Annotated in this window: 23 protein-coding genes and 1 riboswitch; of the genes, 17 read left to right on the top strand and 6 right to left on the bottom strand. The window is 65.5% G+C overall.

Annotation, left to right across the window (positions count from 1 at the left end; all coding sequences use genetic code 11):
• The first annotated feature begins 49 nt into the window (after positions 1-49).
• The 3 genes from K420_RS0102450 to K420_RS0102440 are packed head-to-tail and all read left to right on the top strand — an operon-like array spanning position 50 to position 2,580.
• Positions 50-1,231, top strand: coding sequence for an OmpP1/FadL family transporter (locus K420_RS0102450; protein ID WP_027456649.1), 1,182 nt, complete (start codon positions 50-52; stop codon positions 1,229-1,231).
• A gap of 21 nt (positions 1,232-1,252) precedes the next feature.
• Positions 1,253-1,777 carry a DUF2802 domain-containing protein gene (locus tag K420_RS0102445; RefSeq protein ID WP_027456648.1) on the top strand — a complete coding sequence of 175 codons (525 nt, stop codon included), beginning with the start codon at positions 1,253-1,255 and terminating at the stop codon, positions 1,775-1,777.
• Between the two features lie 8 nt (positions 1,778-1,785).
• The gene (locus K420_RS0102440; protein ID WP_027456647.1) at positions 1,786-2,580 is read left to right on the top strand and encodes an SPOR domain-containing protein; all 795 of its coding nucleotides are present in this window, start codon (positions 1,786-1,788) and stop codon (positions 2,578-2,580) included.
• An 11-nt stretch (positions 2,581-2,591) separates the two neighbouring features.
• On the opposite strand, the gene K420_RS17920 is transcribed toward K420_RS0102440, so the two are convergent.
• Together K420_RS17920 and K420_RS0102430 are read right to left on the bottom strand one after the other, a co-directional pair.
• The gene (locus K420_RS17920; RefSeq protein ID WP_035854414.1) at positions 2,592-2,909 is read right to left on the bottom strand and encodes a hypothetical protein; all 318 of its coding nucleotides are present in this window, start codon (positions 2,907-2,909) and stop codon (positions 2,592-2,594) included.
• Between the two features lie 131 nt (positions 2,910-3,040).
• Entirely contained in the window at positions 3,041-3,367 is a 327-nt protein-coding gene (locus tag K420_RS0102430) for a hypothetical protein (RefSeq protein WP_027456646.1), read from the bottom strand.
• 40 nt (positions 3,368-3,407) lie between these two features.
• On the opposite strand from K420_RS0102430, the gene K420_RS0102425 reads away from it, so the two are divergent.
• Both K420_RS0102425 and recG read left to right on the top strand, forming a co-directional pair.
• The gene (locus K420_RS0102425) at positions 3,408-3,788 is read left to right on the top strand and encodes a RidA family protein (protein WP_027456645.1); all 381 of its coding nucleotides are present in this window, start codon (positions 3,408-3,410) and stop codon (positions 3,786-3,788) included.
• Complete coding sequence (gene recG / locus K420_RS0102420) at positions 3,788-5,827, top strand: ATP-dependent DNA helicase RecG (RefSeq protein ID WP_084019534.1); 2,040 nt, start codon at positions 3,788-3,790, stop codon at positions 5,825-5,827. Before K420_RS0102425 ends, recG begins: the two co-directional genes overlap by 1 nt.
• Before the next feature lie 12 nt (positions 5,828-5,839).
• On the opposite strand, the gene K420_RS0102415 is transcribed toward recG, so the two are convergent.
• Positions 5,840-6,703 (bottom strand): LysR family transcriptional regulator, encoded by an 864-nt coding sequence (locus K420_RS0102415; RefSeq protein ID WP_027456643.1) that lies wholly within the window; start codon positions 6,701-6,703, stop codon positions 5,840-5,842.
• Between the two features lie 102 nt (positions 6,704-6,805).
• On the opposite strand from K420_RS0102415, the gene K420_RS0102410 reads away from it, so the two are divergent.
• The 3 genes from K420_RS0102410 to K420_RS0102400 are packed head-to-tail and all read left to right on the top strand — an operon-like array spanning position 6,806 to position 9,215.
• Positions 6,806-8,008, top strand: coding sequence for a YbfB/YjiJ family MFS transporter (locus tag K420_RS0102410; RefSeq protein WP_027456642.1), 1,203 nt, complete (start codon positions 6,806-6,808; stop codon positions 8,006-8,008).
• Positions 8,009-8,022: 14 nt separating this feature from the next.
• A complete protein-coding gene (gene acuI, locus K420_RS0102405) occupies positions 8,023-9,006 on the top strand; it encodes an acrylyl-CoA reductase (NADPH) (protein WP_027456641.1) in 984 nt (327 codons plus the stop codon).
• A 5-nt stretch (positions 9,007-9,011) separates the two neighbouring features.
• Positions 9,012-9,215, top strand: coding sequence for a tautomerase family protein (locus K420_RS0102400; protein ID WP_027456640.1), 204 nt, complete (start codon positions 9,012-9,014; stop codon positions 9,213-9,215).
• Positions 9,216-9,476: 261 nt separating this feature from the next.
• Here K420_RS0102400 and K420_RS0102390 read toward each other — a convergent pair whose 3' ends face one another.
• The 3 genes from K420_RS0102390 to K420_RS17910 all read right to left on the bottom strand — a co-directional run bounded on the left by K420_RS0102390 (position 9,477) and on the right by K420_RS17910 (position 11,789).
• Complete coding sequence (locus K420_RS0102390; protein ID WP_027456639.1) at positions 9,477-10,370, bottom strand: alpha/beta fold hydrolase; 894 nt, start codon at positions 10,368-10,370, stop codon at positions 9,477-9,479.
• 58 nt (positions 10,371-10,428) lie between these two features.
• Positions 10,429-11,172: a rhodanese-like domain-containing protein gene (locus K420_RS17915; protein WP_035855179.1), complete on the bottom strand. Its 744-nt coding sequence runs from the start codon at positions 11,170-11,172 to the stop codon at positions 10,429-10,431.
• A gap of 128 nt (positions 11,173-11,300) precedes the next feature.
• Entirely contained in the window at positions 11,301-11,789 is a 489-nt protein-coding gene (locus tag K420_RS17910; RefSeq protein WP_051452925.1) for a MarR family winged helix-turn-helix transcriptional regulator, read from the bottom strand.
• Positions 11,790-11,908: 119 nt separating this feature from the next.
• Between K420_RS17910 and K420_RS0102375 the strand changes: the two genes are divergently transcribed.
• The 9 genes from K420_RS0102375 (at position 11,909) to cbpB (ending at position 21,464) form a co-directional block, all read left to right on the top strand.
• Positions 11,909-13,234 carry a ferredoxin reductase family protein gene (locus K420_RS0102375; RefSeq protein ID WP_027456638.1) on the top strand — a complete coding sequence of 442 codons (1,326 nt, stop codon included), beginning with the start codon at positions 11,909-11,911 and terminating at the stop codon, positions 13,232-13,234.
• A gap of 141 nt (positions 13,235-13,375) precedes the next feature.
• A complete protein-coding gene (locus K420_RS17905) occupies positions 13,376-13,909 on the top strand; it encodes a cytochrome b (protein ID WP_084019533.1) in 534 nt (177 codons plus the stop codon).
• 202 nt (positions 13,910-14,111) lie between these two features.
• Positions 14,112-15,992, top strand: a complete 1,881-nt coding sequence (locus K420_RS0102365) for an MFS transporter (RefSeq protein WP_027456637.1) — start codon at positions 14,112-14,114, stop codon at positions 15,990-15,992.
• A gap of 56 nt (positions 15,993-16,048) precedes the next feature.
• Positions 16,049-16,810, top strand: coding sequence for a hypothetical protein (locus K420_RS0102360; RefSeq protein ID WP_027456636.1), 762 nt, complete (start codon positions 16,049-16,051; stop codon positions 16,808-16,810).
• A gap of 40 nt (positions 16,811-16,850) precedes the next feature.
• The gene (gene ubiA, locus K420_RS0102355; RefSeq protein ID WP_027456635.1) at positions 16,851-17,741 is read left to right on the top strand and encodes a 4-hydroxybenzoate octaprenyltransferase; all 891 of its coding nucleotides are present in this window, start codon (positions 16,851-16,853) and stop codon (positions 17,739-17,741) included.
• Positions 17,738-18,160 (top strand): cytochrome c, encoded by a 423-nt coding sequence (locus K420_RS0102350; protein ID WP_051452923.1) that lies wholly within the window; start codon positions 17,738-17,740, stop codon positions 18,158-18,160. Before ubiA ends, K420_RS0102350 begins: the two co-directional genes overlap by 4 nt.
• Positions 18,157-19,632: a 4-hydroxy-3-polyprenylbenzoate decarboxylase gene (ubiD, locus tag K420_RS0102345; protein WP_027456633.1), complete on the top strand. Its 1,476-nt coding sequence runs from the start codon at positions 18,157-18,159 to the stop codon at positions 19,630-19,632. Before K420_RS0102350 ends, ubiD begins: the two co-directional genes overlap by 4 nt.
• Positions 19,633-19,694: 62 nt before the next feature.
• Positions 19,695-19,830, top strand: a riboswitch (cobalamin riboswitch).
• A 108-nt stretch (positions 19,831-19,938) separates the two neighbouring features.
• The gene (cbpA, locus tag K420_RS19980) at positions 19,939-20,094 is read left to right on the top strand and encodes a modified peptide precursor CbpA (protein ID WP_084019532.1); all 156 of its coding nucleotides are present in this window, start codon (positions 19,939-19,941) and stop codon (positions 20,092-20,094) included.
• Entirely contained in the window at positions 20,091-21,464 is a 1,374-nt protein-coding gene (gene cbpB, locus K420_RS0102335; RefSeq protein ID WP_027456632.1) for a peptide-modifying radical SAM enzyme CbpB, read from the top strand. The genes cbpA and cbpB overlap by 4 nt, the downstream gene beginning before the upstream one ends.
• Positions 21,465-21,477: the final 13 nt, after the last annotated feature.

The following is a 21,477-nucleotide window of genomic DNA, read 5'->3' as shown; positions in this document are numbered from 1 at the left end:
GTCTAAAATCCGGCGGTTAAACAATCTACCCGCGCTAGCGAGTCCAACAATGAACAAACTGACCTTGCGTACGCTGCCGGCTCTGCTGCTGGCGGTTTTTTCCGGCGCGGCATCGGCTGCCGCCTTCCAGTTGTGGGAACAGAACGCCAGCGGCCTGGGAACAGCCTATGCAGGGTCGGCTGCGGTAGCCGATAACGCCAGCACGATCTTCTACAACCCGGCCGGGATGTCGGAACTGACGGGCTACCAGGTATCGGTCGGGGTAACCGGTGTCGGGCCGAGCTACACCTTCCGTAACGATGGTTCGACCTTGGCCGGTAACAATGGGGGCGATGCCGGGGGCTGGCATGCTGTCCCCAATCTGTACCTGTCGGGCCGCCTCACCGACAAGCTCTCCCTGGGACTCGGGATTTCCGCTCCCTTCGGGCTGGCAACCGAATACGACAGTGGCTGGGTGGGGCGGGCGCAGACCATCAAGTCGGAAGTGCGGACGATCAATTACAACCCGTCCGTCGCCTATCGCCTGAATGACAAGGTGTCGCTGGGTTTTGGCGTCAATTACCAGAAAATCGATGCCGAGCTGACGAATGCCGGCGGCGTGCTCAAGGGGGATGATTCGACCTGGGGCTGGAATGCCGGTGCCTTGTTCACCCTGTCGCCGGCCATGCGGGTCGGTTTGTCCTATCGTTCCTCAATGAAATACACGCTGGAGGGGACGCTCAATGGTGCGACGCCGGTGCGGGCCGACGTCGAATTGCCGGATACCGCCATCCTCTCCGTCTGGCAGCAGGTTTCCGACCGCTGGGAAGCCATGGGGGATCTGTCCTACACGCGCTGGAACAGCCTGAAGTCGCTCAACGTGATCAGCCGGGCGACGGGCAATGCGATTCCGCCGGCCGGCGAAACCTTCAATTACGACAATGCGTGGCGTATCGCCTGGGGCGCTGCCTACAAGGCCAGCGAGATGGCCAAGATCAAGTTCGGCATCGCCTACGACCGGACCCCAGTGCGCGATGCCGACCGCTCGGCCCGTGTTCCGGACAACAGCCGGCTCTGGCTCTCCCTGGGGGGGCAGTGGAATGCTGGCCGCCACGGTAAGGTCGATCTCGGCTACAGCTACCTCTATGTTCGCGATCCGGACATCAACATGACCAAGAACGGGACGACGCTGCGCGGCAGCTACGATGCGAGCGCTCATATCGTCGGCCTGCAGTACTCGGTCGGCTTCTAAACCGCAAGGGAACGGGGCGGGGTGTCGGTACTGGACCTGGGCGGGATGACGCTGGGGCTGCGCGAGGGCCTGATCGGGCTGATTGCGCTGGTCGCCGTCTACATAATTTTCGTCTTGCTTCGCATGTTCCGCTTGCGCCAGGGGCCGGTTGGCGGCACGGAGAGCCTCGCGCCGCCGGCTGCCGTGCCGGCTGAAACGACACCGGCGGGCACCGGGCAGGCTGTGCCCGAAGCCGTACCCCCGACGAGCTGGGAGCCGGTGCCGAACGGCATGGCGGAAGAGGTCTTGCGCCATGGGCTGGAGTTGGAGCTGGCCCAGTTGCGCGAGGAAGTTGATGCCATTCGCGGCGAGCTGGCCGCACTGCGTAGCGACATGCAGCATGAACTTGCCTCCCTGCGGGCCAGCCAGAGCGTCTCGCCGATTTATGGCGATGCGATGCAACTGGCTGTTTCCGGTTACGATGCAGCGGCGATTGCCGAACGGTGTGGCATTGCGCGGGCCGAGGCCGATCTGGTTGTGGCCCTGGCCAAGAGCCAGGAACATTGAGGCGGAGCATGGCGACAGAACAAACGAAAGAAGCAGCTCAAGACAAGGAAAAGGACACGGACGGCAACGCCGGCGACCTGCGTGGCCAGCTGGTCAAGCGCCTGGCCATGGCCGGCGTGCTGGTCGCCATCCTGCTCGGCGTGCTGGCCTTTTTCGATTATCTGGCCAACCCGCCGGACGAAGCGGAGGAGACGGTATTCACCCAGCCGGTGCCCGTCGCTCCGAAGAAGGAAGTGTCGCAACCGGTCAAACCGGCTGACAACCTGCCCGAGCCGCCGACGACGGACAAGGCCGAACCGGTTGCCGATGTGCCACCGCCGCCGCAGGTCGAAGCGCAGCCTGCGGTGCCTGTCGAAGCCAAACCGGAGGGGCGTCCGGCGCGGCCCCCGGCAACCACCAGCCACGCGGCCCCGGCGCCAGCACCAACGCCCGTCGTACCCGAAGCAACGACGGCGCCATCCAACATCCTGCCGCCGGCGCGTAGTGCAGCACCGGCCGAACCCGCTGCCGCGACAGCCAAGCCGCCAGCCCGCCTCAGCGATGTCAAGCCGGTGGCGCCGACCCCGCCATCAGCGGTATCCCGCCTGTTTTCGGGCTTCGTCCTGCAGGCCGGGGTGTTCTCCAGTGTCCAGCGGGCGGAGGAACTGCATGCCCGCCTGACCCTGAGCGGCGTGCCGTCCACCCTCGAAACCCGGGTTCAGGTCGGTCCCTTCCGCACCCGCCAGGAGGCCGAGGCGGCTCAGGCCAAGTTGAAGGAACTGGGTATCCAGACCATCCTCGTACCGCCGAAGGGCAAGCACTAACCCCCGCTGCGTCAGCGCAGGCCCGGCGGGCGGGGCAGGTCGAGGCCGCGCCGAATGTCGCGGTGCAGGCGCATGGGGGGCGGCAAGGGATGGATCTGCCGACGATCATCGAAATACCGCCCGCGGTAGCCGTCATGATAAGGATGGCGATGCCCGCCCGACTGGTAATAAATGCTGGTTCCCGGATAGACGTAGGTCGGATAGGTTTCGACATAGACCGGACGCGACGGGTAGCCGGCCGAGTAGGTCGGAACGACCGTGCAGGCTCCCAGGCTGCCGATCAGCGCAGCCGCCAGGCCGAGGCGAAGGAAGGTGGGGGGGATTTTCATGGCGGTCGATTCCTGGGTTACCTGACTGAGTAACGCGCTATGGGGTGTCGTCGAGGACGCTGCCTCGCCAATTGTTTGTAACAAATCGTGAACCGGCGCTGCCTCACGGCGGACTGCCGGGAGGTTGGCAGTCAGGATTCGGCTGCCGGCCGCAGGCGCTTGGCAAAGACCTTCATTTCCTTGGCGGCCTGGACGTCGCCCCGGGCGTCGGCAACGGCGATGCCGCGCTCGTAGGCAGCCAGGGCGCCAACGTCGTCCCCGGCTGCGGCCAGCGCCTTGCCGAGGGCTTTCCAGGCGGCGGAATAGGCCGGATCGCGGTCGACGGCGGCCTGGAAGGCTTCGGCCGCCTTGGCTGGCGCTTCGATCTTGAGGTATTCGTTGCCGAGTGAGAAACGGAGCAGGGCGCCGTCGCGCGGGCCACCCAACATTTTTTCCAGGGATGCGATACGTGGGTTCATCTAGAATTTACGTTTTGATCAGTCACAGAGGAAGTTTTTCATGGCCAAGACCATCATCGCCACGCCGAACGCCCCGGCCGCCATCGGCACCTATTCGCAGGCTGTTCGGGTCGGCGACACCGTGTACCTGTCGGGGCAGATCGGCCTCGATCCGGCCTCCATGCAGTTGGTAGACGGCATCGATGCGCAAATCGTTCGCGTTTTCGACAATCTGAAGGCCGTCGCCGAAGCGGCGGGCGGTTCCCTGGCCGACGTGGTCAAGCTCAATGTCTTCCTGACCGACCTGGCCAATTTCGCCAAGGTCAATGAAACGATGGCCAAGTACTTCAGCGAGCCGTTCCCGGCCCGCGCTGCCGTGGGTGTCAAGGAACTGCCGCGCGGCGCGCTGGTCGAGGCCGATGCCGTGATGTTCATTGGCTGATGATGCCAAGCGGGGCTGCCGCTCCGATCAGGGCTTCTGATGCGCTGAAGAAGAAGCTCGCCAAGATCGGCCTCCATAGCGAGGCCGATTTGCTGGTGCACCTGCCGTTGCGCTACGAGGACGAGACGCGCATCACGCCGGTGGCGCGGGCCTTTGGCGGCCAGCCGGTGCAGGTCGAGGTCGTCGTGCACGACAACGAGGTGCAGTACCGGCCACGGCGCCAGATGGTGGTGCGGGCCGGGGACGGCACGGGCGACATCACGCTGCGCTTTTTCAGCTTCTACCCGAACCAGCAGGCGATGCTGGCGCCGGGGGCGCGCATTCGTGCCTTTGGCGAGGTGCGGGGCGGCTTTTTCGGGCTGGAGATGGTGCATCCGCGCTTCCGCAAGGTGGCTGACGATGAGCCGCTGCCCGAAGCGATGACGCCGATTTATCCGTCCACTGCCGGACTGGCCAATTCGGCCTTGCAGAAGCTGATCGGCAAGGCGCTGGCTGGGGGCGATTTGTCCGATACGCTGCCGGACGAGTTGCGCCAGACATTGAAGCTGCCCGGCTTGGCGCGCAGCCTGAAATTCCTGCACAACCCGCCGCCCGGTACCGAGCTGGATACGTTGCATGCACGTAATCACCCGGCCTGGCGGCGAGTGAAGTTCGACGAGGTGCTGGCCCAGCAGTTGTCGCTGCGGCGGGCCTACCTGGCGCGGCGCGAGCAGGGGGCGCCGGTGCTGCGGGCACGGGACGACCTGGGGGCCCGCTTGCTCGACAGCCTGCCCTTTGGCCTGACCGGGGCACAGGCGCGGGCGATGGCCGAGATTGGCGCCGATCTGGCGCAGCCGCACCCGATGCATCGCCTGCTGCAGGGCGATGTCGGGGCGGGCAAGACCATCGTGGCCGCACTGGCGGCCTGCCAGGCGATTTCGGCCGGCTGGCAGGCCGCCTTCATGGCGCCGACCGAGATTCTGGCCGAGCAGCATTTTCTGAAATTGTCCGGCTGGCTGGAGCCGCTCGGCGTCAAGGTGGCCTGGTTGTCGGGCAGCCTGAAGAGCAAGGCCAAGCGCGAGCAACTGGCGGCAACGGCCAGCGAGGCACAGTTGATCGTCGGGACGCATGCGCTGATCCAGGAGGGCGTCGATTTTGCCCGGCTCGGTCTGGCCATTGTCGATGAACAGCACCGCTTCGGCGTCGCCCAGCGGCTGGCCTTGCGCAAGAAGGGTAGCAATCCGCACCAGTTGATGATGTCGGCGACACCTATCCCACGCACGCTGGCCATGAGCTACTACGCCGACCTCGACGTGACGGTGCTCGACGAACTGCCGCCCGGCCGCACACCGATCAAGACGCGGCTGGTCGCCGATAACCGGCGCGAGGATGTGGTGGGCTTCGTCAAGAAGCATGTCGAGGAGGGGCGGCAGGCCTATTGGGTCTGCCCGCTGATCGAGGAATCGGAAGCCTTGCAGTTGCAGACGGCGCAGGATACCTACGCGCAGCTGTCGCAGGACTTGCCGGAACTGCGCGTCGGGCTGGTGCATGGGCGTCTGAAGGCTGATGAGAAGCAGGCGGTGATGGCCGCCTTCGCGGCGGGCGACATCGATGTGCTGGTGGCGACGACGGTGATCGAGGTCGGCGTCGATGTGCCGAATGCCAGCCTGATGGTCATCGAGCATGCCGAGCGTTTCGGGCTGTCGCAATTGCACCAGTTGCGGGGGCGGGTCGGGCGCGGCCCGTACGAATCGAGCTGCGTGCTGATCTACGCCGGGCCGCTGGGTGAGATTGCCCGGCAGCGGCTGAAGATCATTTTCGAGCATACCGACGGCTTCGAAATCGCCCGTCAGGACTTGCAGCTGCGCGGGCCGGGCGAGTTTGTCGGGGCGCGGCAGAGCGGCGTGCCGCTGTTGCGCTATGCCGATTTGGAACTTGATGCCGATCTGGTCGAGATGGCGCGCGGGGTGGCCGAGACGATGCTCGCGGCGCATCCTGAACTGGCCGAGAAGCACCTGCAGCGCTGGCTGGGCTCGCGCGAGGAGTTGCTGAAGTCCTGACGCTTGGCCGGGTCAGGCGGCCTGCCGGCGTTGCGCCGAGGCGACGATGCCCTCGCTCAGGGTGCGCAGGGCGGGCAGCGCCGGGCCTTCGCGCAGCGCGATCATGCCGGTCGGCACCTGGGCGATATCGGGCGGCACGCTTTCGATGACCAGGTCGGCGGCATGCGCCGATTGCTCGACGACGCGGCGCGGCATCAGGGTCCAGCCGAGGCCGACGGCGATGCAGCCGAGGATGCCTTCCAGCGTGCCGAATTCCATGGCGTCGGCGATGGCGTGGCCTTGCTTGCGCTGCCAGGCGATGGCCCGGGTGCGGTAGGCGCAGCCTTCGCGGAACAGGATCAGCGGCAGCAGGACCGGGTCGGCCCCGGCGGCGTGCACCTGCACCAGTTCCTCGACGACCAATTCTTCGAAGCGCAGGTCAGGGTGGATGACCGGGCCGGCGACGAAGGCGCAATCGAGCTTGTGGTCGAGCACCTTCTCGGTCAGCTTGGTGGTGGTGTCGGTGAAGACGCGCAGCTCAAGGCGCGGATGGGCGGCCCGCACCGCTTTCAGGGCGCTCGGCAGGTGCAGGGCGGCGAAGGTTTCCATGGCGCCGATGCGCAGTTCGCCGACGCTTTCGCCGACCTGACGCACGGCGCTCGCCGTTTGCCGTTCCAGCGCTAGCATGCGGCGGGCGTAGTCGAGCAGCACGCGGCCGGAGGGGGCGAGTTCCAGACCGCGGCCCTTGCGGAAGAACAGCTCGGCGCCCAGTTCCTCCTCCAGTTTGCGGATGCGACCGGTGACGTTGGACTGCACGGTGTTCAGCTTGCGCGAGGCGGCCAGGATGCCGCCTTCCTCGACGACGGCCTGGAAGGTGCGCAGGGCAATCAGTTCCATGGTGTTATCTCAATAAAAGAACAGTTTGTTCTTGATAAATCATTTGTGCAGATAATTTAGCGCGGATATCGTGGTGTTTCAAGCCTAAAAAGGAGAACGACCATGAACTCGCAGAGAGAGCGCTTCAAGGTGCTGGGCGCCGGGATATTCAGCCTGATCCTGGTGCTCGGCGTCGCCCGCTTCGCCTATACGCCACTGTTGCCGATCATGCAGCAGCAGGCCGGGCTGGGCCTGGCCGAGGCTGGTTGGCTGGCGGCGCTGAACTACGCCGGCTACCTGAGCGGCGCGCTGATCGCCTCGCTGATCAGCGACCTGGTGCTCAAGGACCGGCTGTATCGCATCGGGCTGGTCGTTGCCATCGTCAGCACGGCGATGATGGGCCTGACCACCGACCCCTGGGTATGGATGCTGTCGCGTTTCATCGCCGGCCTGTCCAGCGCGGCCGGCATGCTGCTCGGCACCGGGCTGATCCTCAACTGGCTGATCCGCCACAACCACCGGCCGGAACTGGGCATCCACTTTTCTGGCATCGGCCTCGGCATCGCCGGCTGCTCGGTGGCGGTCTGGCTGATGGGCGGCGCGCTGGACTGGCGCGACCAATGGTTCGTCTTCACTGCGCTGGCCTGCCTGCTCATCGTGCCGGCCCTGGCCTGGCTGCCGGCGCCGGACACCAGTCCGCTGACGAAAAGCGGGGCGCCGATGCACGACAACCCGCCCAGCCGGCTCTATCTCGGCCTGTTCATGGCTGCTTATTTCTGTGCCGGCTTCGGCTACGTGATCAGCGCCACCTTCATCGTCGCCATCGTGGACAAGCTGCCGGGGTTGCAGGGGCAGGGGGCGCTGGCTTTCCTCGCCATCGGCCTGGCGGCGGCGCCAGCCTGCATCAACTGGGATTTCATCGCCCGCTATATCGGCGAACTGAATGCGCTGATCCTTGCCGCCTTGTTGCAGATTGTCGGCATCGTGCTGCCGGTGGCGGTCGGCGGCCTGATTCCGACGCTGTTCGGCGCCCTGCTCTTTGGCGGCACTTTCATCGGCATGGTCAGCCTGGTGCTGACCATGGCCGGGCGTTTCTACCCGACGCGGCCGGCCAAGATGATGGGCAAGATGACACTTTCGTACGGCGCAGCGCAGATCATCGGGCCGGCCATCGTCGGCTGGCTGGCGACCCGCCTTGGCAACTATTCGATCGGCCTCTACCTGGCCGGCGGCGTAATGGTGGTCGGCACGGTGCTGTTGGCTATACTCAAGTTCGTTGAAAAGCGGGATGCCGCCGTGGCGCTGCAGCCCTGCCTGCAAAACTGACCAAGGAGACGAGGATGTTCAAGGGAATACTGATCGAGAAGGACGACGCCGGCTACCGTGCCGCGGTGAAGGAGATCGACGAGGCGCAGTTGCCCGAGGGTGACGTGACGGTGCGCGTCGAGCGATCGTCGCTGAACTACAAGGACGGCCTGGCGATCACCGGTAAGGGCCCGGTGGTGCGCAAGTTTCCGATGGTGCCGGGGATCGATATCGCCGGTACGGTCGAGGCCAGCGACAACCCGGATTACAAGGTTGGCGACCGCGTCGTACTCAACGGCTGGGGTGTCGGCGAAACGCACTGGGGTGGCCTGGCCCAGAAGGCGCGCCTGAAGGGCGACTGGCTGGTGCCGCTCCCGGATGCTTTCACGGCGCAGCAGGCCGTGGCCATCGGCACCGCCGGTTATACCGCCATGCTGTGCGTGCTGGCGCTGGAGAAGCACGGCGTCAAGCCGGCCGATGGCGAAATCGTCGTCACCGGGGCGGCGGGCGGCGTGGGCAGCGTCGCGATTGCCGTGCTGAGCAAGCTGGGCTACACGGTGGTCGCCGTCAGCGGCCGGCCGGAAGAAGCGGATTATCTGAAGCAGTTGGGGGCGAGCGAGGTGCTTGAACGTAGCGCCTTTTCGGCACCCGGCAAGCCGCTCGGCAAGGAGCGCTGGGCGGGGGCGGTGGATGTGGTGGGCAGTCACACGCTGGCCAACATCTGCGCCACCACCCGGTACCGCGGCGTGGTGACGGCCTGCGGCCTGGCCGGTGGCATGGATTTGCCGGCCAGTGTGGCGCCGTTCATCCTGCGCGGCGTGACGCTGGTCGGCATCGACAGCGTGATGTGCCCGCGTCCCGAGCGGCTGGTCGCCTGGCAGCGCCTGGCGCGCGATCTCGATCCCGCCAAGCTCGGCCTGTTGACGCACGAAGTGTCGCTGGCCGAGGCCATTCCGACGGCGGCCGAGCTGATGGACGGCAAGGTGCGCGGCCGTGTCGTGGTCGACGTGAATCGGTGACCGGGATGCCTTACGTCAATATCAAGATCACCCGCGAGGGCGTCACCGCCGACCAGAAGGCGCGTCTGATCCAGGGCGCGACGCAACTGCTGGTCGATGTGCTGGGCAAGAATCCGCAGACCACCGTGGTCGTCATCGACGAGGTGGACACCGACAACTGGGGAATCGGCGGCGAATCGGTCACCCTGCGTCGGGCGCGCGGCAGCTAGGCACGGCGGCCAGCGGGAAAAACGCAGCGCGGCCGGAACTTTTCGGGAACCGCTTGTCTATACCGCCTCAAATACAACCCATCCACAGAGGCACTACATGGACGAGCTTTCCACCTTCGGCATCGGTTTCGCCGCATTGATCTTCACGCTGGCCTGCTTCATGGCATCCAAGCTGGCATCGAAGAAGGCCTACCACTAAGCCGCACGACAGGCGCCGGTTTTCGGTGCCTGGCCAGGAAAGCCGGGGTTTCCCGGCTTTTTTTACGTCAGGAATTCTTCGATCAGCCGCGCCACTTCGGCTGGCTGGTCGTGATGCAGCATGTGGTCGGCGTCTTCGATCCAGCGTTCGGTCAGCTGTGCGAAGCAGGCCTGGCGGGCTTCCCAGTCGCCGGGGCGCTGGCCGAAATCGCGCACCACCCACGACTGGCGGCCGGCCACCCACAATACCGGGCAGCGTACTTCGCGCCATATCGCCATCGACTCTTCCAGACGGAACAGGTAGGGCGAGAAGTTCTTGTGCCACGGGTCGCCATTCCAGATCACGCCATGCCGGCGCTCGCCGGCCTTGTTGTGGCCCTCGCCGATCTTGGCCAAATGGCGGGCGAGGAACTCGGCGCGCTCGGCAGTCAGGAAACGGTCGGTCTTCATCAAGCGCCGTGCGAAGTCGGCGCGGTCGCGGTACACATGCAGCTTGGGCGTTGCCCGGCTCTGGTCCAGCCATTGACGGTAGCGCTCGGGTGCCATGTCCGGCGTGGTCGGCGCGATGCCGAAACCGTCCAGCGTGACCAGACGCTCGACCCGCTCGGGGCGAATGCCGGCGTACAGGCAGGAGAGGATACCGCCCATGCTGTGCCCGACCAGCCGGACCTGACCCGCCGGCGCGTAATGATCGAGGATGGCCTCCAGGTCGCTGATGTGCTCGGCGAAATAGTAGGGGCGGTGCAGCCATTGCGACGGGCCGAAGCCGCGCCAGTCGGGGGCGACGATGTTCCAGTCGCGCTGCAGTGCGTCGACGACGAACTGGAAGGAGGCGGAAACGTCCATCCAGCCATGCAGCAGGAAGAGGGTCGGGGCCTCGGCATCGCCCCAGCGCCGGATGTGCAGGCGGACGTCGGGCAGGTCGAGGAATTCGGAACGCGAGGGAAGCTGGGTCATGGTGTGGCGGTGGCCGGTGGTTTGGCGAGGGCGGATTGTGCCATGCGAGCGAGGGGGATCAGCGCGCCAGGTTTTCCCAGGCCGGGTAGCCGCCCTCGATCAGCATGACCTGGCGGTAGCCGAGCGCCGTGGCCTGGCGCGCAACGGCATAGCTCAGCCGGGCGTCGGCATGGTCGCAATAGAACACAAGCGGCGTCCCCTTGTCGCCGGGCAGGACGCCAGCGGCCTGTTGCGCAAAGTACTCGGCCGGCAGGTGGCGGGCATTCGGCAGGTGATGTCTCTGGTAGGCCCCGCTGTCGCGTACATCGATCAGCATGCCGGCTTCACCGGTTTCGATCAGCGTTCGCAGATGCCCGGCGCTGATCGCGTAGGGGTTGCCGCGCTTGAACCAGTCCGGAAAGCCTTCGGCATAGACACGGATGTTGGTGTAGCCGAGGTCCTCGGCATCGTCGGCGGCCATGTGGCTGAGCTTGCATTCGATGCCGTCGCAGTAGAACAGGATCAGCGTGTGCTTGTCGGCCGGCAAGAGGCGGGGTGCCAGCGCGTCGAACTGCTTGGCGGGCAGGTTGATGGCGCCTGGGATGTGGCCGACATCGTAGCGCCGTGCCGTATCCCGGGTGTCGATCAGGATGCCGTCGTGGCGCGGCGGGACGACGGCGTAGGGCGCGATGAAATCGTAGCGGACGATCTTGCCATACCAGTGCTCGGGTGGCGGGTCGGGTAACTGGGCGAGAGCCTGGCCGGGGGCGAGTTGGCTGGCGATGCAGGCGAGGGCGCCGAGCAGGGTGTTCAGAAAGCGCATGATCGGGTCCTCCGCATCGGACAGATGAACCTACTTTACCCAAGCCTGGGGCTTGTCGCCATCGGGCTGGCGTTGCCGTGCTGGATCCGGTTCGTCGCTGACCGCGCCAGGGCACTGTGCCGAGGGGCTCAGGATGCCCGTTCGGGCGCATCGATCAGCTGGCGGAGCAGGGCGGTCAGTTGCGCGATGTCGCCGGCGGCCAGCGCCGAACGGATCCACTGCCCGGTGGTGTCGATCATCCGGGACATCGCCGCCTCGATCGCGGTGATGCCCGCTGCCGTCAGTCGAACCGGCTTGACGCGCCGGTCGTCGCCGAACTGCGGGCGCTCGACCAGGCCGCGTGACGCCAGTTGCAGCATCACCTTGGTCAAGCCGCCGGAGGTGATGACCACCTCGTCCTGAACCTGCGACGGCGTCAGCTCGTAGGGGGGCGGCGCATTGCGCAAGGTGGCCAGGACGTCGAATTCAGCCGATGACAGGCGGAATTCGGCCAGCAGGGGCTGCATCTGCTCGATCGACCGCCGGTGGGCCCATTGCAGGGCCAGGAAGAGCGGCGCGATCTGCGGGTCGATGGCGTTATCCCATTGGTGGGTATGCAGGCTGGTGTTCTTTCCCATGGCTGCGTCGTTTCTCCAGATGCCGGGGGCGGAGAAAGATGTTACACAATGTAAGTTATCTTGCGAGAAAGATATTCGGGCGATAACCTGCAATTAACGGAATAGGCAGGAAACGCGACATGAAATCGATCAAAGTGGCGCTTTGGGGCAGCCTGGGCCTGATCAGCCTGCTCTGGCTGATCTCCGAGCAGGCATCGTTCGCCGCGCTGGCCGGATTTTTCGATTGGCGCAATGTGCTGGTGCAATACTCCGGCGTCGTCAGCATCACCGTCATGAGCCTGGCGATGATCCTCGCCGCCCGGCCGCGGATTGCCGAACGCCTGTTCGGCGGCCTGGACAAGACTTATCGCCTGCACAAGTGGCTGGGCATCGCCGCCCTGGTGGTGTCGGTCAGCCACTGGTTGATTGCCAAGGGGCCGAAGTGGGCCGTCGGGCTCGGCTGGCTGGAAAGACGCGGCCGCCCGCCCCGGCCACACTTGCCGGACGGCTCGCTGCAGCAGCTATTGGCCAGTCAGCGTGGCCTGGCGGAAAGCGTCGGCGAATGGGCCTTCTACGCCGCGCTCGTGTTGATGGTGCTGGCCCTGGTCAAGTATTTCCCCTACCGCCGCTTTTTCCAGACGCACCGCATCCTGGCCATCACCTATCTGGCCTTCGTATTTCATGCGGTGATCCTGCTCAAGTTCGATGACTGGACGCGCCCGGTCGGCCTCGTTGTCGGCGTGCTGATGGTGCTCGGCAGTATTTCCGCGGTGCTTTGCCTGGCGCGTCGGCATCTCAGCGGCAGGCCGGTCGCTGGGCGGGTGGCCAGCTGTGAATGGCAAGGCGAACTGGCGACGCTGGCCGTCGACATCCAGCTGGACGCTGGCTGGCCGGGGCATCAGGCCGGCCAGTTTGCCTTTGTCACCTTTCATGCCGACGAAGGTCCGCACCCCTACACCCTGGCTTCGGCCTGGCAGGGTGACGGCCAGTTGCGCCTGCTGATCAAGGCGCTGGGCGACTACACGCGAACCCTGCCGGATCGCCTCGCGGTCGGCGACCGGGTCGTCGTCGAGGGGCCGTATGGCTGCTTCACCTTCGCCGGCGAGGGCAAGCGCCAGATCTGGGTCAGCGGTGGCATCGGCATTACGCCCTTCGTCGCCCGCATGCAGGCCCTGGCCCGGGAGGCCGATGGCAAGCCGGTCGACCTGTTCCACTGCACCGGGCAAATGAATGACGCAGTTCTCGGCCGTCTGCAGGAAGATGCCCGCCTGGCCGGCGTTTCGCTCCACCTATACTGGCGGAAGCGGTTCGAGGTCCGGCATCTGCTGGAAACGGTGGCCGATTGGCGCGAGGCGGACATCTGGTTCTGCGGCCCGGCCCCGTTCGGCCGCCAGCTGCGCGCAGCCCTGCTCGCCCTTGGCCTGCCGGCCGGGCGCTTTCATCAGGAATTGTTCGAGATGCGTTGAAGCCCTGCGAGGGCCTGGTCGGCGAGCGTCCCCCGACCCACCCTCCGCGGGGCCGGTAATGGGCTTAAACCCCCATGCGTTTAAGGTTTATTTAAGCGCGGCCCGCTACGCTTCCAGCTTCTTACGTTTCCGGATACCCCAATGAAAAACGCGAATTGGCCACCTCTCGTCAGAGTCCAGCACTGGTTGACGGTGCTGCTGATGATTCTCTGTATCGGCGCGGTATGGAGCCATGAGGCATTCGACAAATCGAATCCGATGCGGGCCCAACTGATGCAACTTCATTTCCTGTCGGGGGGCGTCATCGGCTTGCTGACATTGCTGCGCGTGGTGACACGAGCCGTGGTCACCGGCCCGGTCCATTCAACGACCCCGCTGGTCACATTGCTCGCCAAGGCCGGCCATCTCGGCCTCTACCTGCTGATGATCTTGCTTCCCCTCTGTGGCTATGTCGCCGTGTCCGGAAAGGGGCTGCCGATCAATCTGCTCGGCTGGCTGGAAATTCCGCCGCTGCCGGTGAGCAGCGGAGTAGCGAAGGTTTTCAAGGAGTTGCACGAGGGCCTGGGCAATGCCCTGATTGCCTTGGTGGCGTTGCACGTCGCAGCGGCACTGTTTCATGCCTTGCTTCTGAAGGACAAGGTACTGCAGTCGATGCTTGGACGCGCCGCTGAATAGCGCTCCGCGCCCGCTTTTCCGGGGTTAAGCGTGACGGGCAGCGGTGGTTGCCGATGCCCTCTTGGCTTGGCGAGAGCACTAAAAACCAAGAAACTGCAGGCTTCTTTGGCGGCATGACTTGGTGGGTTCCTCCCGGTTGGGAGCTGGTGCGGCGTCGGTTTGTGGCCACGCACGCGCCAGAAGATCCACGCGGAAAATCACGATGAGCGGACAATTCGGACTCCTTAAACAGAAGCGCTTTGCGCCCTTTTTTGCCACGCAGTTCCTCGGTGCCTTCAATGACAACCTGTTCAAGAATGCGCTGGTCGTGCTGCTCACCTTTCAGGCGGCGCACTGGACGACGCTGAAGCCGGAGCTGCTCGCCAACCTGGCGGCCGGCATCTTCATCCTCCCCTTCTTCCTGTTCTCGGCGACCGCCGGGCAACTGGCCGACAAGCTCGACAAGGCGATGCTCGCCCGCCTGGTCAAGGTGCTCGAGATGGCCATCATGGGCGTCGCGGCGGTCGGTTTCTTCCTGACCAGCCTGCCGGTGCTGATGGGCGCGCTGTTCCTGCTCGGCTGCCATTCGACGCTGTTCGGGCCCGTCAAGTACGCCATCTTGCCGCAACACCTGCATGCGGACGAACTGGTCGGCGGCAATGCCCTGATCGAGGCCGGTACCTTCGTTGCCATCCTGCTCGGCACGCTGGCTGGCGGGCTGCTCGCCGGTTCGGTCGAGCATCCGGCCTGGATCGCCGTCGGCGCCTTTGTCGTCGCCCTGGCGGGCTATGTGACCAGCCGGGGTATCCCGGCGGCGCCGGCCCCGGTGCCGGAACTCCGGATCAATCTCAATCCGCTCAGCGAAACCTGGCGCAACATCGCCTTCGCCCGCGAGAACCGCACGGTCTTCCTGTCCATCCTCGGCATCTCGTGGTTCTGGCTCTACGGCGCGCTGTTCCTTGCCCAGTTCCCGGCCTATGCCAAGTTTGTGCTCGGCGGCGGTGAATCGTCGGTGACACTGTTGCTCGCCACCTTCACGGTCGGCATCGGGCTCGGCTCGATGCTCTGCGAGCGGATGTCCGGCAAGCATGTCGAGATCGGCCTGGTGCCCTTCGGCTCGATCGGCCTGACGCTCTTCGGCCTCGACCTCTATTTCGCCTCGCCAGCCGGTTTGGCCGGTACGACGCCGCACGACCTGCTCGCCCTGCTCAGCCTCCCGGCCATCTGGCGCGTGCTGTTCGACTTGCTGATGCTCGGCGTCTTCGGCGGCTTCTTCATCGTGCCGATGTATGCCCTGGTCCAGCTGCGCAGTGCGCCGGAGCATCGGGCGCGCGTCATCGCCGCCAACAACATCCTCAATGCGCTGTTCATGGTGGTCGGCGCGCTGGGCGCGGCGGCCTTGCTCGGCCAAGGCATGTCGATCCCGGCCCTGTTCGCGCTCGGGGCGCTGCTCAATGCGGCGGTGGCGATCTACATCTACGGGCTGGTGCCGGAATTCCTGCTGCGCTTCATCGCCTGGCTGCTGGTCCGGGCGGTGTATCGGCTGCGCACCAGCGGGCTGGAGCACATCCCGCATGAGGGAGCGGCGGTGCTGGTCGCCAACCATGTCAGCTTTGCCGATGCGGTGGTGATCATGGGCGCCGCGCCACGCCCGATCCGCTTCGTGATGGATCACCGCATTTTCCGGACGCCGCTGCTGGGTTTCATCTTCCGCCATTGCGGCGCGATCCCCATCGCCTCGGCCAAGGAAGATCCTGCGATGCTGGAAGCAGCCTTCGCCGAGGTGGCACGGGCGCTGGCCAACGGCGACCTGGTCGGTATCTTTCCGGAGGGGGGGCTCACCCGCGATGGCGAACTGCAACCCTTCCGGCCGGGTATCAGCCGCATCCTCCGGGACAACCCGGTGCCGGTGGTGCCGATGGCCTTGTCCGGCCTGTGGGGCAGCTTCTTCTCGCGGATCGAGGGCAAGGCGATGCAAACGCCGTTCCGGCGCGGCATGTTCTCGGCGATCGCGTTGCGTGTCGGCCCTCCGCTGCCGCCCGAGGCGTTGACGCCGGAGCGGCTGTTCGCCAGCGTGCTTGCCCTGCGCGGTGACTGTCGTTGAGGGGGCGGGCGGCCGGGCCGGTAGAATGGCGCCTTTGCTGCTTTCGCCCCCTAGCCATGACGACCCATTCCCAGCCTCCCGCCGACCAACTGGCCTCTCTCGTCAACCCCGACACCCAGCGCCTCGCCGCCCGCATGGCACAGGACGTCTTTGCCGGCGTTTTCCGCCAGGCGGCAGCCAACGAAGGAGCGCCGGACGTCGGCATCCTGGGCGAGGTGGCGGCGCAGTGCGCCAACTGGTGCCGAGCCGGCGGCAGCGACGAGGCGCGCGCCCTGCGCCTGGCCCTGTTGATCAGCGGCCTCGACCAGTGGGGCTTGGCCTACACCCAGGCTTTCGGGCTGACCGCCATCCACCCGCTGACGGCGCTGATCGGCGGCTTGCGCACCCGGCTCGATGCCCGCGAGGAAACACGCTTCCAGCGTTATTTCGAACAGATCGATGCCATCGAATCGGCGGCTGTCGATTTCAAAGTCGATCTACGGCGCGGCATCCATCTGGCGTTGTGGCATGCGATGGCGGCCTGCGAATCGAGCGAGCAGGTCGAGGCCATCGTGCGCACCCTGGGCAGCCTGATGGTCGCCCTCGACCAGAAAATGCCGGAATTCGGCTGGCGGCTGGTCGCCGACGCGCTGGCCCACATCCAGATCGGCCTGCTCTCCGGCCAGGCGCCGGCTTCGCCGCTGGCCCAGGAAGGCACGCAGCGGCTCTTTGCCTCGCTGCGCCATGCCTTGCCGGAAGATCGCTACCAAGCCATCCTCGCCCACTCCGGGCAGGCCGTCGTCGCCTGGCAGCAGGCCGCCCGCAGCCGCGCCCATTGAGCGGCCGGCCCCCCGATGATCGCCAAGGTAGAATCCAACGATGAACTGGCCCGCGCTCAAGGAAAAACTCGATCTCTATGAAAGGCTGATGCGGCTCGACAAGCCGATCGGCATCCTGCTCCTGCTCTGGCCGACACTGTGGGCCTTATGGCTCTCGGCCTTGGGCCGGCCGAACTGGAGCGTGGTCTGGATCTTCATCATGGGCACCGTGCTGATGCGCTCGGCCGGTTGCGTCATCAACGACTACGCCGACCGCGATTTCGACAAGCATGTCGAACGCACCCGGGAACGGCCATTGACGGCCGGCAAGGTGACGGCCAGGGAAGCGCTCTGGCTGTTTGCCGCCCTCTGCCTGCTCTCCTTCGGGCTGGTGCTGGCACTGGGCATGCCGCTCGTCACCTGGCTCTCGGTGCCGGCTGTTTTCCTGGCTGCCAGCTACCCCTTCACCAAGCGCTTCTTCGCCATCCCGCAGGCCTACCTCGGCATTGCCTTCGGTTTCGGCATCCCGATGGCTTACGCCGCCCACCTCGGCAGCGTGCCGGCCGAAGCCTGGTGGCTGCTGCTGGCCAACGTCTTCTGGGCGGTGGCCTACGACACGGAATACGCCATGGTCGACCGCAACGACGACCTGAAAATCGGGATCAAAACCTCGGCCATCACCTTCGGCCGCTTCGATGTGGCGGCGGTGATGCTGTGCTATGCCGCGACCCTGGCCATCATCGGCTGGGTTGGCTGGACGCTGAACATGGGCCTCGCCTTCTACGCCGGACTGGCCGGGGCGGCCGGCATCATGGGCGTGCATTACACCTGGATCAAGGGCCGCGAGCGCATGCCGTGCTTCAAGGCCTTCCTGCACAACAACTGGGTCGGTGCCGCGATTTTCGCCGGCATCGTCGTCGATTTCCTGATTTCCGGAAGGAGTTTCGGATGAAAACGCTATTGGCCATGCTGGCCCTGATTTCGACCGTGGCTGTTGCCGAAGATACCCGCCAGCTGGCGCCGCTGCCGCCTGCCGCGCAGGAATCGCTACGCCAGGAGATGCTCGACAACCTGGTGGCCGTCAATGAAGTGTTGTCGCTGATGGCCGAGGGCAAGGTCAAGGAGGCCGGTGAAGCGGCGGAGACCAAGCTCGGCGTATCGGCAATGGGCAAGCACCGGATGAAACCTTTCGACGCCCGGCCCGGGCCGCACATGCCGCCGGCCATGCACGGTATCGGCATGGATGGTCACAAGGCGGTCAGCGAATTCGCCGCCGTCGCCAAGACCGGTGACCGCGACAAGGCGCTCGCCCTGCTGCCCAATATCACGTCGGCCTGTGTCGGCTGTCACTTCTCCTACCGCACCCGATGAAATACCACGATCTGCGCGACTTCATGTCGCAACTGGAAAAGACCGGCGAACTGAAGCGTATCGCGCGGTCGGTCGATACCCACCTCGAAATGACCGAGATCGGCGACCGCGTGCTGCGTGCCGGCGGCCCGGCGCTGCTCTTCGAGAAGCCCGTCACCCAAGGCAAGCCGCAGGACATCCCGGTGCTGGCCAACCTGTTCGGCACGCCGAAGCGCGTCGCGCTGGGCATGGGCGAGGAATCGGTGACGGCGCTGCGCGAAGTCGGCAAGCTGCTCGCCTACCTCAAGGAGCCGGAGCCGCCCAAGGGCCTGAAGGACGCCTGGGACAAGCTGCCGATGTTGAAGAACGTGCTCAACATGGCTCCGAAGAAGGTGTCGTCGGCCCCCTGCCAGGAGGTCGTCTGGGAAGGCCAGGATGTCGATCTGGCCAAGCTGCCGATCCAGCACTGCTGGCCGGGCGACATTGCGCCGCTGATCACTTGGGGCCTGGTCGTGACGCGTGGGCCGCACAAGAACCGCCAGAACCTTGGCATCTACCGCCAGCAGGTGCTCGGGCCGAACAAGGTGATCATGCGCTGGCTGGCCCATCGCGGCGGCGCGCTCGATTTCCGCGAGCACCAACTGGCCAACCCCGGCCAGCCCTTCCCGGTGGCGGTGGTCCTTGGCTGCGACCCGGCGACCATCCTCGGCGCCGTGACGCCGGTGCCTGATTCGCTGTCCGAGTACCAGTTCGCCGGCCTGCTGCGCGGCAGCAAGACCGAGCTGACGCAATGCCTGGGCTCGACGCTGCAGGTACCGGCCTCGGCCGAAATCGTGCTGGAGGGCGTCATTCATCCCGGTGAGATGGCGATGGAAGGACCGTACGGCGACCACACCGGCTACTACAACGAGCAGGCCGAGTTCCCGGTGTTCACCATCGAGCGCATCACGATGCGGAAGAACCCGATCTACCACAGCACCTACACCGGCAAGCCGCCCGACGAGCCGGCCGTGCTCGGTGTCGCGCTGAACGAGGTCTTCGTACCGCTGCTGCAGAAGCAGTATCCGGAAATCGTTGATTTCTACCTGCCGCCGGAAGGCTGCTCGTACCGGATGGCCATCGTCAGCATCAAGAAGGCTTACCCCGGCAATGCCAAGCGGATCATGTTCGGTATCTGGTCCTTCCTGCGCCAGTTCATGTACACCAAGACCATCATCGTGGTGGACGACGACATCGACATCCGCGACTGGAAGGAAGTGATCTGGGCGATGACGACCCGCATGGATGCGACGCGCGACACGACGCTGGTCGACAACACGCCGATCGACTACCTCGATTTCGCCTCGCCGGTGGCTGGCCTCGGTTCCAAGATGGGGCTGGATGCGACCAACAAGTGGCCGGGCGAGACGAATCGCGAATGGGGGCGGCCGATCGTCATGGATGCCGACGTCAAGCAACGCGTCGACACCATGTGGCAGGAACTAGGCCTTTAGCATGAATTGACCCCGGCGTTGCCCGCTTGAGAAAATCCGCGCTCCCGTTGGAATCGAGATACGGAACACGGTGCGAATCCGTGGCGGGCCCGCCGCTGTAACCGGGGACGAAGACTGCACGGTCGTCAGACCAGCCACTTGGGCGCTTGAGCGCACAGGGAAGGCGCAGCGCTTCGGCTGATCCGGAAGCCAGAAGACGAATCGATCTCCACCAGGAGTCCAGGCAAGGGCTCCGGCTGACTGCATGCATGCGCGTGCCGTCAGCCGGAGCCCTTTTTGTTTTTTTGTCTTCCCGAGGAGTGGAACATGACCCCCAAGCTTCAGCCGAATCCCCAAACCCCGACCGCAACCCCGGCCAAGGCGCAAGCGGCAGCCCCGACCATCGCCGTGCGCAAGAGCTGCAACCCGGACGGCATCGGTCTCTCGCACTACGTGCTGATGGACCGGAAGGCGGCCAAATGAGCCTGGCTATCGCCGAGCGTGCCGCGAGCGGCACGCTTTTCCAGACCCTCGATATCGGCCACCCGGTCTATGCCGCGCTGACCGATCCGCAGACCGCTTTCTGGGCGCTGGTGGACAAGAGCTGCGCTGCGGAAGCCGCGCGCGACCCGGCCCTGCTCGCCAGCTACGGCGCCAAGGCTGGGGCTTTCGCCGACGAGCTGCACGCCCTGCGCTTTGGCCTCAAGCCTTCCGGCGTTTATCTCAACCCGACCGAGCGCTGCAATCTTAACTGCACCTACTGCTACCTGCCCGACCAGCAGCGCAGCGGCGGTTCGCACATGTCGGCTGAGACGCTGCTCGCCTCGCTGGCCAGCCTGCGCGACTACTTCCGCTCGGTGATGCCGGAAGGACGCAAGCCGCGCGCCATCTTCCACGGTGCCGAGCCCTTGATGAATGCGCCGGCGGTGTTTGCAGCGATCGATGCCTTCGCCGACGATTTCGTCTTCGGCCTGCAGACCAATGGCACCCTGCTCGACGATGCGGCGCTCGATTTTCTGACTTCGCGCAACGTCAGCATCGGCCTGTCGCTCGACGGCCCGGTGGCGGAGATCACCGATGCCACCCGGCAGACCTGGGGCGGCAAGAGCGTGCACGGCAAGGTGCTGCGGGCGATCGAAAAGCTGCGCGGCTACGGCTCGTGGAGCGTGATTACCACCTGCACAACAGAGAACCTGCCCTATCTGACGCGCATGGTCGAGCTGTTCCATGCCGCCGAAGTGCCGACCTGCATGCTCAACACCCTGCGCTGCACCTTGCCCGGGGCGCGCGGCGTCAAGCCGGCCGACGAGGCCATGGCCGAGGCCTTCTTTGCCGCCCTCGACCGCACCCACGCGTTGTACCAGGCAACCGGGCGCAAGCTGATGGTGGCCAATTTCGCCAACATCCTGATCGGCATCCTGGCCCCGACCGCACGCCGGCTGATGTGCGACATCTCGCCCTGCGGCGGTGGGCGGGCCTTCTTCGCGCTGGCCGCCGACGGCAGCCTCTATCCGTGCAGCGAGTTCATCGGCCTGCCGCGCTTCAACGGCGGCAAGCTGCTGGAGGAGGGCGTGGCGGTGGCGCTGGCCTCCGAAGCGTTCCGGCCGGTGATCGAGCGCGATGTCGACCGCTTCAGCCCCTGCGGCGATTGCGCCATCCGCCATTTCTGCGGTTCGCCGTGCCCGGCCGAGGCTTTCGAAATGAATGGCGGCATGGACAAGATCGGCGCCTTCTGCGCGTTCTACAAGGAGCAGGTCAATTACGCCCTGCGCCTGATCGCCGACGGCAAGGCCGACGACTATCTGTGGGATGGCTGGGACGAGGGCACCGAAACCGTCTTCGCGCTGGCCTGAGGGCCGGCGATCC

This window comes from Dechloromonas agitata is5 (assembly GCF_000519045.1).
Lineage (GTDB): Bacteria > Pseudomonadota > Gammaproteobacteria > Burkholderiales > Rhodocyclaceae > Azonexus > Azonexus agitatus.
This window is presented reverse-complemented; position numbering and strand designations above follow the sequence as displayed.

Bases quoted from the DNA above. Each gene is read 5' to 3' on its own strand.
- K420_RS0102450 (WP_027456649.1), top strand. From the start codon at position 50: ATGAACAAACTGACCTTGCGTACGCTGCCGGCTCTGCTGCTGGCGGTT.
- K420_RS0102440 (WP_027456647.1), top strand. From the start codon at position 1,786: ATGGCGACAGAACAAACGAAAGAAGCAGCTCAAGACAAGGAAAAGGAC.
- K420_RS17920 (WP_035854414.1), bottom strand. From the start codon at position 2,909: ATGAAAATCCCCCCCACCTTCCTTCGCCTCGGCCTGGCGGCTGCGCTG.
- K420_RS0102430 (WP_027456646.1), bottom strand. From the start codon at position 3,367: ATGAACCCACGTATCGCATCCCTGGAAAAAATGTTGGGTGGCCCGCGC.
- K420_RS0102425 (WP_027456645.1), top strand. From the start codon at position 3,408: ATGGCCAAGACCATCATCGCCACGCCGAACGCCCCGGCCGCCATCGGC.
- recG (WP_084019534.1), top strand. From the start codon at position 3,788: ATGATGCCAAGCGGGGCTGCCGCTCCGATCAGGGCTTCTGATGCGCTG.
- K420_RS0102415 (WP_027456643.1), bottom strand. From the start codon at position 6,703: ATGGAACTGATTGCCCTGCGCACCTTCCAGGCCGTCGTCGAGGAAGGC.
- K420_RS0102410 (WP_027456642.1), top strand. From the start codon at position 6,806: ATGAACTCGCAGAGAGAGCGCTTCAAGGTGCTGGGCGCCGGGATATTC.
- acuI (WP_027456641.1), top strand. From the start codon at position 8,023: ATGTTCAAGGGAATACTGATCGAGAAGGACGACGCCGGCTACCGTGCC.
- K420_RS0102400 (WP_027456640.1), top strand. From the start codon at position 9,012: ATGCCTTACGTCAATATCAAGATCACCCGCGAGGGCGTCACCGCCGAC.
- K420_RS0102390 (WP_027456639.1), bottom strand. From the start codon at position 10,370: ATGACCCAGCTTCCCTCGCGTTCCGAATTCCTCGACCTGCCCGACGTC.
- K420_RS17915 (WP_035855179.1), bottom strand. From the start codon at position 11,172: ATGCGCTTTCTGAACACCCTGCTCGGCGCCCTCGCCTGCATCGCCAGC.
- K420_RS17910 (WP_051452925.1), bottom strand. From the start codon at position 11,789: ATGGGAAAGAACACCAGCCTGCATACCCACCAATGGGATAACGCCATC.
- K420_RS0102375 (WP_027456638.1), top strand. From the start codon at position 11,909: ATGAAATCGATCAAAGTGGCGCTTTGGGGCAGCCTGGGCCTGATCAGC.
- K420_RS17905 (WP_084019533.1), top strand. From the start codon at position 13,376: ATGAAAAACGCGAATTGGCCACCTCTCGTCAGAGTCCAGCACTGGTTG.
- K420_RS0102365 (WP_027456637.1), top strand. From the start codon at position 14,112: ATGAGCGGACAATTCGGACTCCTTAAACAGAAGCGCTTTGCGCCCTTT.
- K420_RS0102360 (WP_027456636.1), top strand. From the start codon at position 16,049: ATGACGACCCATTCCCAGCCTCCCGCCGACCAACTGGCCTCTCTCGTC.
- ubiA (WP_027456635.1), top strand. From the start codon at position 16,851: ATGAACTGGCCCGCGCTCAAGGAAAAACTCGATCTCTATGAAAGGCTG.
- K420_RS0102350 (WP_051452923.1), top strand. From the start codon at position 17,738: ATGAAAACGCTATTGGCCATGCTGGCCCTGATTTCGACCGTGGCTGTT.
- ubiD (WP_027456633.1), top strand. From the start codon at position 18,157: ATGAAATACCACGATCTGCGCGACTTCATGTCGCAACTGGAAAAGACC.
- cbpA (WP_084019532.1), top strand. From the start codon at position 19,939: ATGACCCCCAAGCTTCAGCCGAATCCCCAAACCCCGACCGCAACCCCG.
- cbpB (WP_027456632.1), top strand. From the start codon at position 20,091: ATGAGCCTGGCTATCGCCGAGCGTGCCGCGAGCGGCACGCTTTTCCAG.